12 protein-coding genes, 1 pseudogene and 1 other annotated feature are annotated in these 17709 nt (G+C 40.3%); of the genes and pseudogenes, 4 read left to right on the top strand and 9 right to left on the bottom strand.

The features are described 5' to 3' along the window. Positions 1-126: 126 nt before the first annotated feature. The 6 genes and pseudogenes from PSF27_RS09670 to PSF27_RS09640 form a co-directional block, all read right to left on the bottom strand. Positions 127-2283, bottom strand: a complete 2157-nt coding sequence (locus PSF27_RS09670; protein WP_272681378.1) for a two-partner secretion domain-containing protein — start codon at positions 2281-2283, stop codon at positions 127-129. A gap of 509 nt (positions 2284-2792) precedes the next feature. Further along, positions 2793-3599 carry a tryptophan synthase subunit alpha gene (trpA, locus tag PSF27_RS09665; protein WP_272681377.1) on the bottom strand — a complete coding sequence of 269 codons (807 nt, stop codon included), beginning with the start codon at positions 3597-3599 and terminating at the stop codon, positions 2793-2795. Then, positions 3599-4789, bottom strand: coding sequence for a tryptophan synthase subunit beta (gene trpB / locus PSF27_RS09660; protein ID WP_272681376.1), 1191 nt, complete (start codon positions 4787-4789; stop codon positions 3599-3601). Before trpB ends, trpA begins: the two co-directional genes overlap by 1 nt. Positions 4790-4848: 59 nt before the next feature. After that, positions 4849-6225: a bifunctional indole-3-glycerol-phosphate synthase TrpC/phosphoribosylanthranilate isomerase TrpF gene (gene trpCF, locus PSF27_RS09655; protein ID WP_206086110.1), complete on the bottom strand. Its 1377-nt coding sequence runs from the start codon at positions 6223-6225 to the stop codon at positions 4849-4851. Position 6226: 1 nt separating this feature from the next. Further along, positions 6227-7860: pseudogene (trpD, locus tag PSF27_RS21215) on the bottom strand (bifunctional anthranilate synthase glutamate amidotransferase component TrpG/anthranilate phosphoribosyltransferase TrpD). After that, positions 7860-9434, bottom strand: coding sequence for an anthranilate synthase component 1 (locus tag PSF27_RS09640; RefSeq protein WP_272681375.1), 1575 nt, complete (start codon positions 9432-9434; stop codon positions 7860-7862). Before PSF27_RS09640 ends, trpD begins: the two are co-directional and overlap by 1 nt. A gap of 26 nt (positions 9435-9460) precedes the next feature. Beyond that, positions 9461-9563: a sequence feature (Trp leader region), on the bottom strand. 141 nt (positions 9564-9704) lie between these two features. Here PSF27_RS09640 and rnm point away from each other — a divergent pair. The 4 genes from rnm to aphA all read left to right on the top strand — a co-directional run bounded on the left by rnm (position 9705) and on the right by aphA (position 13518). Then, complete coding sequence (rnm, locus tag PSF27_RS09635) at positions 9705-10601, top strand: RNase RNM (RefSeq protein ID WP_272681374.1); 897 nt, start codon at positions 9705-9707, stop codon at positions 10599-10601. 148 nt (positions 10602-10749) lie between these two features. Further along, the gene (locus PSF27_RS09630) at positions 10750-11370 is read left to right on the top strand and encodes an L-threonylcarbamoyladenylate synthase (protein WP_206086105.1); all 621 of its coding nucleotides are present in this window, start codon (positions 10750-10752) and stop codon (positions 11368-11370) included. Positions 11371-11534: 164 nt separating this feature from the next. Next, positions 11535-12452 (top strand): 23S rRNA pseudouridine(2605) synthase RluB, encoded by a 918-nt coding sequence (gene rluB / locus PSF27_RS09625; protein WP_206086104.1) that lies wholly within the window; start codon positions 11535-11537, stop codon positions 12450-12452. A gap of 352 nt (positions 12453-12804) precedes the next feature. After that, positions 12805-13518 carry an acid phosphatase AphA gene (gene aphA, locus PSF27_RS09620; protein ID WP_225819487.1) on the top strand — a complete coding sequence of 238 codons (714 nt, stop codon included), beginning with the start codon at positions 12805-12807 and terminating at the stop codon, positions 13516-13518. A gap of 61 nt (positions 13519-13579) precedes the next feature. Here aphA and PSF27_RS09615 read toward each other — a convergent pair whose 3' ends face one another. The 3 genes from PSF27_RS09615 to PSF27_RS09605 form a co-directional block, all read right to left on the bottom strand. Beyond that, complete coding sequence (locus PSF27_RS09615) at positions 13580-15727, bottom strand: two-partner secretion domain-containing protein (protein WP_272681373.1); 2148 nt, start codon at positions 15725-15727, stop codon at positions 13580-13582. 482 nt (positions 15728-16209) lie between these two features. After that, positions 16210-16800, bottom strand: coding sequence for a cob(I)yrinic acid a,c-diamide adenosyltransferase (gene cobO, locus PSF27_RS09610; RefSeq protein ID WP_206086101.1), 591 nt, complete (start codon positions 16798-16800; stop codon positions 16210-16212). A 6-nt stretch (positions 16801-16806) separates the two neighbouring features. Further along, on the bottom strand, positions 16807-17571 hold the full coding sequence (locus tag PSF27_RS09605) for a YciK family oxidoreductase (RefSeq protein WP_272681372.1): 765 nt from the start codon (positions 17569-17571) through the stop codon (positions 16807-16809). Positions 17572-17709: the final 138 nt, after the last annotated feature.

Raw genomic sequence — 17709 nt, 5'->3', positions numbered from 1 at the left:
TTTATTTCAATGAGATATTAAATAGTTTTAACTGAATTTATATAGAGTAAGGAATAACAACTAATTAGGTTGAAAGAGGTAAATTTAATATGAAAAGGAGGCTAATTAGCCTCCTTTGTGCTCTAATTAGTAATAATTAGGTGTGTTTAAAATGATCATGGAGCCTAAGATTTTTCCGTATGGGCTGTTATAAATTACAGGGCTTGTAATTTTAGTGGTTCCCATAGAACTTAAACGGCCATTATTATTATCAACACGAGTAAATGCATCAATGATTAAATCTTTACCTGCATCTACTAAGCCTGAATAAGTATTATTTAACTTGTTAACATCAAGCTTGACAGTATTTGCACCTTGAATTTTACCGTAACGGTTATCTAAGTCATTTCTCAATTTAATATTGATATCACCTTTGACTCCCGCTTTTTGAGATGCATCCGCAGCAATAATACCTGAGTAGTTGTTCAAGCTATTTGCGTTAATGTTAACCGCGCCGTCTTCAGCATAGATTCCGCCTGTTCTACCTGAAACACCGAACTTACTGGCATAAGCATTGAAGCCGCTTGCATAGCTGTTATCCAGAGAAGTCGTATTGATAACAACGTCGTTGTCAGCGGTAATCAGGCCACGATTGTTTGTTACATTCGTTGCTTTAATATCTAAATTAGTTCCTTTGATGTAACCATATTGGTTGATTAAGCTATAAACATTAAATTTAGATTTTCCCGAGTTAGAAACTAAAGAACCTTGGTTTTGAAGGATATTAGCCGTAATGTTTAGTGCCTTACCGCTATCTATAGCTGCATAACCATTGTTTACTAGGTTGTGAGACAACGTAATATTCGTTTGTCCATTGGTGGTTTTGATCAGTGAATTGCTGTTTTGCAATGTCTCAGCATCTATATCAATGCGACGTTTAGCTACAATCTCACTGCTGTTTTCATTAGCAATTAAAGTACGTGCATTAATCGCAATATCACGGCCTGAAATTGTTGAGTTACTATTGACAACTTTACCCGCATTGATAGTTACGTTGTTTCCTGAACGGATCCCACGATTATCTTTATTAATGACGTTATTACGTAAGTTATAATAGTTTTCAATGGTTCCCGTAGAACGAATATCGATATCACCACGGTTAGTTTTGATTGAGCCGTTAGTGTTATACAAGTTAGTTGATACCAGATTAATATTTTGTTGTGCATCAACAATACCACTTCGGTTATCAATGTTTGATCCTGTGGTTAATGTAACACTACCGCCATTGGATTTAATCTGGCCATTCACATTACTTAAAATGCCATTGTTAGTATTGATATCAATATCATTGTTACTCGCGATTGTGGAGTTGTTGTACAATCCTGAGTTAGTTTTGATATTAATTTTACCGTTGGCATTCATTTTGGCGTTTTGATTATAAACCAGGCCTTTTGAATCAATATTGATACCGCCCGAGCCTGCAACCATGCTGCCATAGTTGGATACACCAGTACCACTCTCTGTTGAAACTAATGTAATTTTATCGGCATACATACCCCCTAATGCGGACACATCAATACCGACTCGAGCTGTTGAACCTACACCTTGTACATTAGTGACATAGTTACCCTTTGCATCAACAAAGTTATTACCTGCAACAATATTAATTTCTTTTGCGTTAATATCACCACGGATCACTGCCGAGCGCGCAATAATATCTGTTGGAGAATCAGACTGTAAGCGGCTATTGATGATGATCTGGCCTTTTTCTACGTTATAGCCAAGTACTTCTCCCCCCGCAACAATAGGTTTACCTGTTGTTAGGGTAACGCGGTCGGTATTAATAAAACCACAGTTATTACATGTAATCCCAGATGCGTTAGCGACAATGACTTGTGCTTTCTGACCAGCCACTTCAACCATACCGTTGAGGGTACTTGCATTTGTGGAGTTAACTTCATTAAGAATCACTTTTGCAGGGCCGTTACCATTATTTAGGTTGAGGTTCCCATTGATTTGACCACCCAGAGTGGTATTTGTGTTGGTTGCACTGTTATTGAGAATAACGCCTTTCTGATCAACATCAAATTGGCTATAGATGTTATGAGAAACGCCTTTATCGCTTGCACCTTTGATATGAACGATAGTCGGGCCATTATTTTGGTTTATTACTCCAGCGCCATTAATATTAGTAATTGCAGCTTGTGAGACTGAAACTGATCCTAAAATAACGCATACACTTAAGAACAGAGGTTTAATCTTCAGCGTAGGCTGGCTGATAGATTTATGATTAAATTGTTTCATAAATATCCCTAAAATTGACTATAGATAAAATTAAAAATAGCTAATTAAAATTCCATTAAAGCGTAGGGATTATGCGTTATTATTATTTGCAATAAAATTTAATTGTACTTAAGTTGATTGAGCTAAATATTAAAAGAACAAAATAGCTTTATGTTTTTAATAGTGGTCTTTTATATTATTGTAAACATAAATATGATATAAATCATCGAATTATATTTACTCTGTAATGGATATCGTAAGGGATAGTACGCGGGTAGTAACACGTAACCATGATATTGATTTATAAATTGATAATTCAGAGTTATTTATGTTTATTAAGAAAAGGTACGTAATTTTATTATTAAGGTTAATAATTTAGATGGTTGCTGGAAATTTTTATTTAAAAAATTTAATAAATAAAAATAAGTTAGATAAATAAATAAGCAATTAATCCTAATATTGCGTATTTAATATTTTTTTTTAAAAAAAAAGCCACCCAGTAAAATAGGGTGGCTAAAATTTTAAATATATTATTTTTGTGTGGCTACTTTCATTTTAGTTACAAATTCAGTTAATGCTTTTAGCATGACATCTGGCTTATCAAGGTTATTTTCAATAATTTTAACCACAGCAGAGCCTGAAATGGCACCAGCGGCACCATTTTTAATTGCCTCGGTGACTTGTTCTGGTTCAGAAATGCCAAACCCTTGGAGTGCAGGTGCGGCTTGATATTGCTTAAGCTTATCGACCAAATGTGTTAATGGCATTTGAGCACGTTGTTCAGTACCCGTCACACCAGCTCTTGATAATAAGTAAGTATACCCACGGCTATGTTCGCCGATTTGTTGTAATAAGGCATCGTCACCATTAGGAGGGCAAATAAAAATAGGGGCAATATTATGGGTAAGGGCAGCTTCACGAAAAGGTTTTGATTCACTCATGGGAACATCTGCAACTAATACAGAATCAACCCCTGCTTTCTGGCAACGGATATAGAAATTTTCAATTCCATTTGTAAAAACGAGGTTTGCATATACCAATAAACCGATTGGCATGGTTGGGTGTTTTGCTCGAATGCGGCTTAATAACTCAAAGCAAATTGTGGGTGTAATTTCACTTTTAAATGCTCGCAGGTTGGCGTTTTGAATTGTCGGGCCATCTGCCAGAGGATCTGAAAAGGGAATACCAATCTCTAGCGCATCAGCGCCACCTTCAATTAAAGCATCAATAATTTTCAGTGATGTTTCAGCATCGGGATCACCTAATGTCACAAAGGGAACGAAAGCACCTTGATTTAGGTTGTTTAGACGTTCAAAAAGTTGGTTATAACGTTCCATTAAATTTCCCCTTTGTTAGCTAAAATATCATGCACAGTAAAAATATCTTTATCGCCGCGACCTGATAAATTCACAATTAATAATTGCTCTTTATTGGGTTCTTGTTCTGCCATTTTTAACGCATAAGCTAAAGCATGAGAAGATTCTAACGCAGGTATAATGCCTTCCTTGCGAGATAAAAGTTTAAAGGCATTTAATGCTTCATCATCGGTAATAGAGACATATTCAGCACGACCGATGCTATTTAAATGTGCATGCTGTGGCCCAACTGAAGGGAAGTCTAACCCTGCAGATATTGAATAAGATTCTTCTATTTGTCCCTCGCGAGTTTGCATCATTGGGGACTTCATTCCAAAGTAGATACCCACGCGTCCATGTTTTAATGGGGCGCCATGTTGCCCTGACTCGATACCTAAACCTGCAGGTTCAACGCCAATAAGATTGACATTTTCTTCAGGGATAAAAGACGCAAACATGCCAATGGCATTGGATCCACCACCAATACACGCAATCACTGCATCGGGTAAACTGCCTTCTTTTTCAAGAATCTGCTGTTTTGCTTCATCACCAATCATGCGTTGAAATTCACGCACGATGGTTGGGTAAGGGTGTGGGCCAGCGGCAGTGCCCAGTAGATAATGCGCGTTATCGTAGCTGCCAGACCAGTCTCGCAGTGCTTCATTACAAGCATCTTTTAGGGTGGCGGAACCACTGTGGACAGGGATAACTTCTGCGCCCATCAGTTTCATGCGAAATACGTTAGGGGATTGACGCTCAACGTCTTTAGCGCCCATATAAATACGGCATTTCATGTTGAGAAGCGCACAAGCTAATGCTGTCGCAACACCGTGTTGCCCCGCACCTGTTTCAGCGATAATCTCTGTTTTGCCCATACGTTTAGCCAGTAGCGCTTGGCCTAAAACTTGGTTTGTTTTGTGCGCCCCGCCATGAAGCAGGTCTTCACGCTTTAAATACAACTTTGTTTTGGTGCCTGCAGTGAGATTTTTGCAGAGGGTCAAAGCTGTCGGACGACCTGCATAGTTTTTAAGTAGGTCATGGAATTCTTTGATAAATTGTGCGTCGTCTTGTGCGGCAATAAAGGCATCTTCTAATTGATTGAGTGCAGGGATTAAAATCTCTGGCACATATTGCCCACCAAACTCACCGAAATACGGATCTAATTTGCTCATTATTTGTTATCCATCTCATCAGTTAAAACGTAATTATTGTTTAGCCTTATCTTATTGCTTTATTGGATTGTTGATTCAGCCAGCAACGTTGATAACACTAACTTAATTTTTTGCTCACTCTTAATACCAGGCTCAATTTCGACACCAGAATTAAAATCAAGCCCATTACACAGCAATTTCGCGGCCTGAAGGCAGTTTTGAGGATTTAATCCGCCCGCTATCATTAGCTTTTGCTTTGCAGTTGTTGGAATGGCCGACCAATTGAAACTTTTACCTGTTCCGCCTTGCCCGTTATCGAGTAACAGAACATCAATATCTTGAGTTTCGTATTCAGATACGTTTGCTTGCGACATATCCAGCGCTTTCCACACTTCACAATAACTTGGTAATTGAGAGCGAACTTCTTGAATATATTGTAGGTCTTCATTACCGTGTAGCTGCACGGCAAAGAGCGCTAACTTTTTCGCGATATGCGCGACAAAATCGGCCGATTGATTACGAAACACACCAACATATTTTAGCGGGGCAGAATGAACAATACGTTCAGCTTGTGACAGTGTCACTTTCCGAGGGGAGGATTCAGCAAATATTAATCCTCCAAAACAAGCACCCGCGTCGAAAGCGGTTTTTGCATCCTGTTCACGGGTTAAGCCGCACACTTTATGTTCACCAACGAGCAATTTTTGTAGTGCCTTTGCAAGGTCATCTTGTTCCATTAAAGCGCTACCAATCAGAAAACCGTTAGCATATTGGCTAAGAGATTGAATATGCTGGTGTAAATAAATACCAGATTCACTGATCACAATTGTTTCTGGCGCTAAACGCGGTGCTAATTCGCGGGTACGATTTAAATCAATGGATAAATCACGCAAGTCCCGGTTGTTAATACCGACCACTTTAGACTTTAATTTTATGGCTCGTTCTAATTCTTCTTCGTTACTGACTTCCGTTAGAATGCCCATATTTAATTGATGTGCAACATTCGCTAAGGCCACATATTCTTCGTCATTTAATACCGATAACATCAATAAGATAGCATCAGCTTGATAATGACGTGCAAGGTATATTTGGTATGGATCGATAATAAAATCTTTACATAAAACAGGTTGCTTAACTGTGTTACTGACAATCGTCAGATAATCCATATTGCCTTGGAAATATTTTTCGTCAGTGAGGACGGAAATCGCAGATGCGTAGGGTGCATAGGTCTTCGCAATCACTTCGGGATCGAAATTTTCTCGAATTAACCCTTTTGAAGGAGACGCCTTTTTACATTCTAAAATAAACACTGGGCGCTTAGCGCTTAATGCATCATAGAAGCTGCGTTGACTTGGCTGTAATGTGTCAATGAAACTGTCTAAGGGCTGTTTAGCCTTACGTTCAACAAGGTAAACGGCTTTGTCATCAACAATCTTTTGTAATACAGTCGCTTTCATTTTACTGGTTCCTTGCCGCGAGCGCAGTGACTCGGTCGAATGATTTGCCGCTGCGAATAATTGAGAGAGCATGTTCGCTATTTTGTTTTAAATCTTCATGGCCATTAATCCGCATTAACATTGCCACATTAGCCGCGACTGCAGCCTCGTGAGCGGCTTTACCATGGCCTTGTAATAACTGGGTCAGTAGAATACGGTTTTCATCAGGAGTGCCGCCTTCCAAATCACGTAATTGATACGGTGTTAAGCCAAAATCGTCGGCGGTTAATTGGTAATGATGTAACACACCGTCTTTTAATTCAGCAACTTGGGTTGTGGCATGAAGTGAAACTTCATCCATCCCTCCACTGTGTACCACAGCTGCACGGGTAAAACCAAGCATATCTAAGGTTTCAGCGACGGGTTTTACCAGCGCTTCTTGATAAACGCCGATTAACGCGATGGGTGGGCGAGCTGGGTTGATTAATGGCCCAAGGACGTTAAATAATGTTCGTGTTTTCAGTTGTGAACGAACAGGTGCTGCATGGCGAAAACCACTATGGTACTGAGGGGCAAATAAGAAACACACGCCTAAATCATCCAAAATGTCCCGAGCACTTTGAGCGCTTAAATCAAGTGCAATACCAAAGGCCGCTAATAAATCTGATGATCCAGAACGACTAGATACGCTGCGATTGCCATGTTTAGCGACTTTAATTCCAGCTTCAGCGGCTACAAATGCGCTAGCCGTTGAAATGTTAATACTGTTTGCGCCATCTCCCCCCGTACCCACAATGTCACTGAATTGATAATCAGGTCGAGGGAATGGTTGGGCATTTTCTAAGCAGGCAAGGGCGGCACCTGCAATTTCTTGAGGTTGTTCACCACGCATTTTCATACTGATAAGTACGGCTGCCAGTTGTGGTTCGGTTAATTCACCTTGAATAATGGCATTAAATAAATACTGACTTTCTTGTTGTGTCAGTGGCTGCGCGTTGAATAATTTATCATAAATATTTTGCATAATTGGCTCTCTATATCCCGTTAGTGCGAATGAGTCGTGGTGCTTGCATTGGGTGTAGAAAGAGCCCATGCCACAGTATTTTCTAACAACTGTTTACCCTGAGTGGTTAAAATAGATTCAGGGTGAAATTGGAATCCACACACTTTGTCTTGCTCATTTCGCACAGCCATGACCATTCCGTTGGATTGCGCATTAATAGTCAGTGTTTCAGGAATTTGGCTACCCACTAAAGAGTGGTAGCGCGCGACTGAAACAGGATTTTCGAGATTAGCAAACATCGCTTGCCCATCGTGGGTAGCAAGTGAAGCCTTACCATGTAGTATTTCCCCCGCGGAAGAGACAACACCACCGTAAGCCTCAACAATAGCCTGATGGCCTAAACAAATACCAATCACAGGAATTTTGCCGATAACCTGTTTTAAGACTTCAGGCATAGAGCCTGCTTCACTCGGTTTTCCTGGCCCTGGTGATAACACTAAAATTGGTGAGTTCATTTGGTTTAATACAGATAAAATATGTTCTGAGCTCACGGTATTACGGTAAATAACGACTTGGTGGCCATTCGCACGCAGTTGATCGACCAAGTTGTAAGTGAAAGAATCCACATTATCGAGCAGTAAAATATTCGCCATTAGAATAACTCCTTCACTTGGTGGGCTTGGGCAATCGCACGGATCACGGCGCGTGCTTTATTGCGCGTTTCATCTGCTTCAGCTTGAGGGAACGAATCCAATACGACGCCACCACCAGCTTGCACAGTCGCAATGCCATCTTCTACATAGGCTGAGCGGATCACGATACAAGTATCGAAATCACCTCTGCCGTTGAAATAACCCACCGCACCGCCATAGGAGCCACGACGCTGTTGTTCATACTGCGCAATTAATTGCATGGCTTTCACTTTGGGGGCTCCCGTTAATGTGCCCATATTCATACAGGCTTGATAAGCATGAAAAATGTCTAAATCGTGACGTAATGTTCCCACAACATGGGAAACGAGATGCATCACAAAGGAATAACGATCGACTTTGGTTAAGTTAGCCACATAGCGGGTGCCCGCTTCACAGATACGGGCAAGATCATTACGTGCAAGATCAACAAGCATGATGTGCTCTGCTAGCTCTTTTTCATCTGTACGCATTGATAGTTCAATGCGGCTGTCTAAATCGAGGTCGATATCCCCTTGAGCATCACGACCGCGTGGGCGAGTGCCTGCGATAGGGTAAATTTCGACCTTCCGGTCGCTGGTGGCATATTTCAATGCACTTTCTGGTGATGCGCCAAATAGCGTAAAATCCTGATCTTGCATATAAAACATATAAGGACTTGGGTTTTGCGCTTTTAATTTTTGGTAGGCAATCAGTGGATGTGAACAAGGCATGGTGAATTTTCGTGAGGGCACTACTTGGAAGATATCTCCACGATAAATCGCCTCTTTTAATGATATGACAATAGCGCCATATTCTTGGTCGTTTTTGCTCAGTGTAACTTGAAAGTTAGGCTCGCTTTGCAAAGGGAGTGCGGGCAAAAATGGACGGCAAGATGCAATAATTTCATTGTGACGTTGTTTAACTGACGCCAGCGTTTGTTCATCTTGATTGAAAACACAGCTTTTAATGCGAGCCGCTTGGTTTTGATGGTCGATCACTAAATAGTGTTCCGCGACGAAGAAACAATAATCAGGGCACTGATTGACAGTTTTAACGTCAGGGATGGACTCAAAGTTTGCCACAAGGTCATAGGCAAATAAGCCTCCTACAAATACCGTTTCTGGCTTAGTCGAATAAGTTTGAGCTAAGGCAGGTAATGCACGTAACACGTCTAAGCATGATGCTGCTTTTAAACGACTGTCTTCATCTAAAGCAGGGTTAGGTTGCTCGAAGGTGACAACTAATAATGCCGTTTCAATGGTATGGGTGGAAATTATCCCAGAAAGTTGCGCTAACAATAATGGCAGCAAGGCTTGGCCGTTTAATGTTAACGCTTCAACTTCAACGCGTTGGCCAAAAGCGCGAATACGCAATGCGCTGTTAACAATCAATAAGCTTTGTAAGTTAGCTTTATTATTGATTTCAGCTGACTCCAGCAACATGGTTGATGGAATTGCATGGCATAAGTGATTGAATAACAACGTTGGGTCTGGCTGATAGTTAATTGGGCTATCCAGATACGTAAAATGTGCTAATGTGGTGTTTTGTTTGTTCATTTTGTTGCCTTACGCTAATTTTTGACATTAAAAAACCCGCCGTATGAAGGGCGGGTTTGGCACTGAGGCATGGTTTAACTATGCGCGTGCGGCTTCCGCCCAATTTGGGAAGTCACGCCACCAACGATTTGTTAAGTTAATTAAAGCCATAATGTGCCTCACTGGATAAACTGAATGTTATTGGCTGCAAGCCATCTTGCGTACTAGTAAACTGGATCGCATTTGAAGTGTCAAGTATTTTGTTAATTTATTAGGAAAAAATAGCTATTTATGGAAATTGGAGACGATATCACCTTGCAACCTGTATCCACACCGCTACTGACTCGCTACGACTTACACAGCCATACGACAGCCTCTGATGGGGATTTAACGCCAGAGGAATTAATCGAGCGAGCCATTGAAAAAGGCGTCAATGTTCTAGCTATCACTGACCACGATACGTGTGATGGCTTAATACAGGCAAGACAGTATATACGCGATAACGAAAAGCCGATTGAGTTAGTGAATGGTGTTGAGATCTCAACACTTTGGGAAAATATTGAAATCCATATCGTCGGTTTAAATTTCACCTCTGAACACCCAGCAATGGTTGCGTTACTTACGGAGCAATCGGCTCGTCGTGAAGCTCGGGGTATTGAGATAGGGCGCCGTTTACAAAAAGCGGGCATTGAAGATGCGTGGGAGAACGCCCAAAGTATATCGGGTGGCGGGCAAGTTACCCGAGCTCATTTTGCGCAATATATTATGAAAATAGGCAAAGAAAAAACCATCAACAATGTATTTAAACGCTATTTGTCTAAAGGCAAAACAGGTTATGTGCCTGCAACATGGTGTAGTATTGAAGCGTCCATTGCGGCGATTCATGCCGCTGGCGGCGTGGCTGTTTTAGCGCATCCATCTAAATATCAGCTTTCAAATAAATGGTTAAAACGTGTGATTGCTTATTTTAAAGAGCATGGGGGCGATGCGATGGAAATTTCCCATTGCCAGCAACCCCCTAATGAAAAACAATATTTAGCTGAATTGGCTAAAATGGCGGATTTACGAACATCTGTGGGGTCTGATTTTCACCGTCCTTGTTCTTGGATTGAATTAGGGCGAAACCTATGGTTACCAAATGATGATCAAGCAGTTTGGACATTGTGGCAGGACGTAAAAAATCGCTAATTCATTGATGTATTGGTCGGTCGGTGTAAAATAATACTATACATAGAGTGATTAGATTAAAATCAATCATTCGATTGAGCAAAGAGATAGTGCCATTTTTAGGTATTTTGCCGGGTGATGCTGTCGATACCAAATTGTTGAGGTATATATGAGCCAGTTTTTTTATGTCCATCCGGATAACCCGCAAGCTCGGTTAATCAGTCAAAGTGTTGAAATTCTAAATAAAGGCGGTGTGGTTGTTTATCCTACTGATTCGGGGTATGCCATTGGATGTCGTTTAGAAGAAAAAGATGCATTGCAGCGAATTTGTCGTATCCGTCAGTTAGATACTAACCACAATTTTACATTAATGTGCCGTGATCTTTCTGAGCTTTCTAACTATGCACACGTAGATAATACAGTTTTTCGTTTAATTAAGAATAATACTCCAGGTAATTATACATTTATCTTAAAAGCCACCAAAGAAGTCCCTCGTCGTTTAATGAATGAAAAGCGTAAGACAATCGGCCTGCGCGTACCATCAAATCCGATTGCACGAGATTTACTTGAAGCGGTTGGCGAACCACTGATGTCAACGAGTTTAATTATGCCTGGTGATGATTTTACCCAATCTGATCCAGAAGAAATTCGTGATTTATTAGATAAACAAGTGGATTTAGTGATCCACGGTGGTTATATCGGACAGAAACCTACCACAGTCATTGATTTTACTGATGATACACCTGTTGTAGCCCGTGTTGGCACAGGGGATCCATCACCCTTTGAATAAATAAGCTATTTAGGTAGCGAATGTGCGATAAGGTGATAAAAGATAGGGGTTCAGGGGAAACCTGTGTATAATGCGCGGGTTTTCAAATTTATGACTTTTTGCACTCGTTTTTTTACTCGATGAAAAGTTATTTGACGCCTGTGAAGGCGACAGTAGAGGGTTACATGAGCGCTAAACCGCAAAATACAGAGAAATTACAAAAAATCCTTGCCCGTTCAGGGCATGGTTCACGTCGTGAAATCGAAACCTTCCTGCAAGCAGGTCGGATCAGCGTAGACGGTAAAATCGCCACTTTGGGTGACCGTGTCGAAGTCAAAGCATCAACCAAAATTCGTTTAGATGGTCGTTTATTAGCGATTAAAGAAGCGGAAAAAGAAATTTGCCGTGTGATGGCCTATTACAAACCTGAAGGTGAATTGTGTACTCGCCACGATCCTGAAGGGCGTCCAACCGTTTTTACGCGTTTGCCAAAACTGACAGGGGCAAGGTGGATTGCGGTAGGTCGTCTTGATGTGAATACTAGTGGGTTACTGTTATTCACAACCGATGGTGAGTTAGCGAACCGTTTAATGCACCCAAGCCGTGAAGTTGAGCGTGAATATGCAGTGCGGGTTTTTGGTGAAGTTAACGATGCAAAAATTCGCCAGTTGACCCAAGGTGTTCAACTTGAAGATGGTCCTGCGTCCTTTAAAACTGTCTCTTATCGTGGTGGTGAAGGGATGAACCAATGGTTCAATGTTACGTTAACAGAAGGGCGTAATCGTGAAGTCCGTCGTTTGTGGGAATCGGTTGGTGTACAAGTTAGCCGTTTGATCCGAGTGCGTTATGGTGATATCGATTTGCCAAAAGGGCTACCGCGTGGTGGTTGGACGGAGCTGGGTTTAGAGCAAACTAACTATTTGCGTGAATTAGTTGAGTTGCCAGCTGAAACAGAAAGTAAAGTGGCGGTTGAACGTGATCAACGTAGAATCAAAGCGAATCAAATTCGTCGTGCTGTGAAACGTCATACTCAAGTGGCATCACGCCCTGCATCTAAGCGTCAATCTTCAGGCCCGACAGCGAAGCGTCGTACACGCATCTAATTACTGCGTTATCATTATTTAAGAAGCGATGGCATAACACCATCGCTTTTTTATTGCCTAAAAATTACAGCTTACTGTCTGTATGTGTCTGTAAATTGCGGGTTTAGGTCACAGAATCACAACACTTGTCTGTAATAGATAATTAAAATGAGATTTAAGTCTCATTTTAATGTAACAAAAAAACTTAACATCAAGCTCTATGTGAGATTTAACTCACATAATTGCTGCAAAATGTACTTATAAACACCTGAACACGATAAGCAGCAATGTCTATTACTTACATATAAAAATGTGGTTTATCCAAGTGAATAAAGAATGGTTTCTAAGTGGGTAAACTCGATAAGGATAAAAGATGAAAAAAATAACACTGACGCTGAGCGCGGTTGCATTAGCTTTAACGTTTACGGCAACGTCTCAAGCCAAAATACCAATGCCAGAAACTGTCAGCCCAGGCGTTACCGTTGTTGAATTAGCGCAGCAGCAACCTATTCATTGGGTTTCTATTGAACAAATTAAACAAAGCCTAGAAGGTAAAGCGCCAATGGCAGTTGGCTTTGATATCGATGATACAGTGTTATTTTCTAGCCCAGGTTTTTACCGTGGTAAACTCGAGTTTTCCCCAAATGATTTTAGTTATTTGAAAAATCAGCAGTTTTGGGAAAAAATGAATAATGAGTGGGACAAATTCAGTATGCCAAAACAAGTGGGTATTGATTTAGTCAAAATGCACTTAGACCGAGGAGACACCGTTTATTTTATTACTGGCCGTACTAAAACGAAAACTGAAACTGTGACTAAGTACGTTCAAGAAGGCTTGGCGATCCCAGCCGATAAAATGCAACCTGTTATTTTTGCAGGTGATGAGCCTGGCCAAAATAATAAAGTAAGTTGGATGCGTGACCATAAATTAACTATTTATTATGGAGATGCAGATGCGGATATTGCAGCGGCTCATGAACTAGGTATTCGTGGCGTTCGTATTTTACGTGCAGCCAACTCATCTTATCAACCGCTGCCAAAAGCAGGGCGTTTTGGTGAAGAAGTGGTGATTAATTCTGAATTCTAATTGAATTTTGAATATGAAAAAGGCGACTTGGAGGTCGCCTTTTTCAATACTTGAATGACAGTTAGTTATTCACAATTGCGTCAATAACAACACGGTTACCCGTGATAGAACCTGTTGTTCCACTTGTTACAATTGGACTAGTGACCTTCGTCGTATTGTTAGAGCTAATAGTTCCATATTGGTTATTCACGCGATTTTTAGCTTCAATGGTCATGTTTTTGCCAGATACCATTTTTCCTGCATAATTATCGAGTGTACCAGCACTCACATTATGGTTATTAATCCCCGTAATTTGGCCATAATTATTGTTCAGGGTTGCTTTTGTTTTAATATCAATATCGCTGCGTGAGGCAACGTTATTATTCGCATTGGCTGCGATTGAACCATATACGTTATAAAGGTTATCACTTTTAACTTTGATAGTACCATCATTGGTTTGCAAACCACCATTTTGGTCTGTTAAACCAAATTGTGCGTTTACGTTTTTAAAATCAGCACTATAGTTATTGTTTAAATGGCTAGTTTCAATATCTAAGTTGCTTTCAGCGTTAATTAAACCAGATTGGTTATCAATATTATGCGCAGTTATTGTTAAGTTTTTACCTTTAATATAACCAGAACGATTACTGAGTATATTGGACTTTATTTCTGTTTTGCCATTATCAGAAATAATTGAACCTGAGTTTGTTAATTGGTTTGCATTGATATTCAGTAGTTTACCACTATGAATTTTTGAACGAGGGTCATTAGTCAATGCGACAGAAGCATCAAGATCCATACGGCCTTTAACAGCATTTAACTCTGAGTTAGACTGTGTTAAATACATGGTATTCACCTCAGCACGTCGCTGTGCCACAATCTTACTGTTAGCCATGTTTTCGATAGAGTTTTGTGCGTTTAAGGTGATATCACGACCCGCAGTGATGTTGGAGTTCTCATTCACAATACGAACGGCATCAATAGTGATATCTTGACCAGCAATAAAACCCTTCGTTGGATCATTTGGATTCCCCATATTATCGCGGTTATAGATTACATTGGTAGAATGGACGTTGAGGTCACCTCGAGTGGCTTTAAATGACCCATTATCATTGACGATAGTATCAGATAACGTGGTCACATTTTGTTGGGCTTCAATGGTTCCGTTGTTATTTGACAAAGTACCTAACGTCGTTAAATTTACATCGTTGTTCAGGGACGTAATGTGCCCACGATCGTTATTAATTGCACCTGTGCCTGCAGCCTGAATGTTGACACTTTTTGCTGCGGAAATAGTGCCGCTATTTGTCAGCCCAGTCGCATTAATCGAGAGGGTATTTGCTGAGTGAATGTTGCCATTAATATTATTGACGGTGCCTGCGCTATCAATGGTAATTGCACCATTATGTGAAGCGATATCACCTGCGTTAGATACGCCAACACCTGTTTCGGTCGCCATTAACGAAATTTTATTCGCATACATGCCGCCTAAGGCGGAAACGTCAATACCAATACTTGGTTTTGCACCAATGGCTGTTGTCGTACCAATAACATCACCAGCGGAATTCACACGGTTATTCCCTGCAATAACGTTTAGACGTTGAGCTGTGACAGCACCGTTAATCGCGACAGAGCGTGCAATTATATCAGTAGGTGAGTTTGCATTGAAACTACCATTGATGGCAATTTTTCCTTGCTGCACATTGTAGTCATTGACTAAGTTATTGCCATCTAAGGAAACTTTACCCGTAGTTAATGTGGTGCGGTTGGTATTAATAAATCCGCAGTTATTACAGGTGATACCTGATGCATTTGCGACAATCACTTGCGCTTTACCGCCAGCGACTTCAATCATGCCGTTTAATGTTGTTGCCGTATTTGAGTTGACCTCATTTAGGATCACTTTTGCGCGTTTACCTGCGACATTGCCATTACCGCCAATTTTACCCCCTATTGTGGTATTAGAAAGGCCTGCACTATTGTTTAAAATAACGCCTTTTTGGTCAACATCAAATTGGCTATAAATATTGTGAGAAACACCGCTTTCAGACGGTTTATTAATATAAACAATGGTTGGACCATTACCTTGAACCATTACTCCAGCGCCATTTGTTGGCGTAATAGCAGCTTGAGCAACCGTTGTTGAACCGACAATCATTGAAACACACAGAAATAAAGGTTTGAATTTCAATTTAGGTGCATTGAAAGTATTCATTGAAACGTTTTGCATATATATCCCTTAAATTAAAATAGACAATATCTAAAATAACTAACAATCCATTATTGCAATTTAATTATGCGGAAATATAAAATTAAATAAAATTAATAATGTTAACATGAGTTAAGTTTTTATTCGGTATTGAATAATAACTTAGTATGAATAAAGCTAGAATAAATGCGTTATTTTGTATTTAACTTGTTTTTTATCAGTTGGTTAAATTTCTTTCTGTATTGTGATTTTCGGTATGTTTACTCAAGGGGTAACACGTACTAGTTTATATTAAATAGGGAAAAGGTGAGTTTAATCATTAGAATAACTTATGGTCTGAATTTATATTGTAAAAATGGTCGATATAATTAAAGCCGAATTGGGAATATATGCGAATGATTAAATTAACACGCAAGATGGTTTGATTAAACTTATCATGCATAAAAAGAGAACTTAGCAATAGTCTTATTTTAGCTTATAATTGCTAAGTTAACTTTTATCGTTTACCAGTCAATGCCTTTTTGCGCTTTAATACCAACATCAAACGCATGTTTAACAGGGCGCATTTCAGTAACTGTATCCGCTAAATTAATTAAATCACGGTGGCATCCTCTACCTGTAATGATGACGGATTGGTTGGCAGGACGATCTAGCAAGGCTTGTATAACGTCGTCTAACCCAAGGTAATGATAGCTGACCATATATGTTAGCTCATCTAAGACAACCAAATCATATTGAGGATCACTTAAAAGTCGTTTTGCATGATGCCAGGTTTCAAGGCAGGCTAGTGTGTCCGTCTCTTTATTTTGTGTTTCCCACGTAAAGCCAGTGGACATTACAAAAAAAGGCGCTCCAAGCGGCTCTAAGAGTTCACGTTCACCATTATCCCAACTTCCTTTAATAAATTGCACAACAGCCGCTTTTTTACCATGGCCGATGGCACGACAAACCGTACCAAATGCGGCGGTCGTTTTACCTTTGCCGTTGCCAGTGAAGATGATGATAATCCCACGCTCAATTTGAGCGGCTTCAATACGCGCATCGACTTTTTCTTTTAAGCGTTGTTGACGTTCTTCATGTCGGCTTTGTGACATAATAAATTACTCCGCTGCACCTGGTTTACGGCCTGGTTGTGCATCATAACTGCTGCCTGTTTTACGGGTGCTATCATCACCCATTAAATAAATGTAAATAGGCATAATATCTGCTGGGGTTTTGAGTTTTTCGGGGTCTTCTTCGGGGAATGCGCTGGCACGCATACTGGTTCTGGTTCCTCCAGGATTAATGCAGTTAACGCGTAAATGACTATTTTTATATTCCTCAGCAAGTACTTGCATTAGACCTTCTGTTGCAAATTTAGAAACAGCGTAAGCTCCCCAACCAGCGCGGCCTTGTTTCCCAACACTCGAACTTGTGAAAACTAATGATGGATTTGGCGCTTTCAAGAGTAAGGGGAGTAGGGATTGCGTAAGCATAAAGGTCGCATTGACGTTGATCTGCATGACATCATGCCATAGTTGAGGCGGTTGTTCTGAAATGGGGGCGACAACGCCAAGAATACCCGCATTATGCAAGACGCCATCTAGATAAGGAACAGTGTTAGATATTTGCGTGGCTAATGATTGGCAGTTTTCATTGGTTGCTGTCAATAAATCTAAAACATAACATGGCGATTTCTTGCCAGAAATTGCAGTGATTTCTTGGCTAACAGCGTCTAATTTATGTTGCGTTCTTCCGACAAGAACCAATGATGCACCGAATCGGGCATAGGTCAGGGCGGCTTCACGACCAATGCCATCGCCTGCGCCAGTTATGAGTATCGTTTTGCCTTTCAATAGGTCTTGTCTAGGCTGATATTGAAGCATATTCTTTCCTATGATTGTGAATTAAATGTAACGGTATCATCGCACTGATTTGGTTTTTTGGCTAATCTAACATAGATATCTACGGAGTTTATGGTGTGAAATACGATTTTTTCTGGTTGTTTACCCATAATCGTGAGA

The sequence above is a fragment of the Providencia sp. PROV129 genome, assembly GCF_028482245.1.
In the GTDB taxonomy this organism is placed as follows: Bacteria; Pseudomonadota; Gammaproteobacteria; order Enterobacterales; family Enterobacteriaceae; genus Providencia; species Providencia vermicola.
This window is presented reverse-complemented; position numbering and strand designations above follow the sequence as displayed.

Bases quoted from the DNA above. Each gene is read 5' to 3' on its own strand.
- rnm (WP_272681374.1), top strand. From the start codon at position 9,705: ATGGAAATTGGAGACGATATCACCTTGCAACCTGTATCCACACCGCTA.
- PSF27_RS09670 (WP_272681378.1), bottom strand. From the start codon at position 2,283: ATGAAACAATTTAATCATAAATCTATCAGCCAGCCTACGCTGAAGATT.
- trpA (WP_272681377.1), bottom strand. From the start codon at position 3,599: ATGGAACGTTATAACCAACTTTTTGAACGTCTAAACAACCTAAATCAA.
- trpCF (WP_206086110.1), bottom strand. From the start codon at position 6,225: ATGAAAGCGACTGTATTACAAAAGATTGTTGATGACAAAGCCGTTTAC.
- PSF27_RS09630 (WP_206086105.1), top strand. From the start codon at position 10,750: ATGAGCCAGTTTTTTTATGTCCATCCGGATAACCCGCAAGCTCGGTTA.
- rluB (WP_206086104.1), top strand. From the start codon at position 11,535: ATGAGCGCTAAACCGCAAAATACAGAGAAATTACAAAAAATCCTTGCC.
- PSF27_RS09640 (WP_272681375.1), bottom strand. From the start codon at position 9,434: ATGAACAAACAAAACACCACATTAGCACATTTTACGTATCTGGATAGC.
- PSF27_RS09605 (WP_272681372.1), bottom strand. From the start codon at position 17,571: ATGCTTCAATATCAGCCTAGACAAGACCTATTGAAAGGCAAAACGATA.
- cobO (WP_206086101.1), bottom strand. From the start codon at position 16,800: ATGTCACAAAGCCGACATGAAGAACGTCAACAACGCTTAAAAGAAAAA.
- aphA (WP_225819487.1), top strand. From the start codon at position 12,805: ATGAAAAAAATAACACTGACGCTGAGCGCGGTTGCATTAGCTTTAACG.
- PSF27_RS09615 (WP_272681373.1), bottom strand. From the start codon at position 15,727: ATGCAAAACGTTTCAATGAATACTTTCAATGCACCTAAATTGAAATTC.
- trpB (WP_272681376.1), bottom strand. From the start codon at position 4,789: ATGAGCAAATTAGATCCGTATTTCGGTGAGTTTGGTGGGCAATATGTG.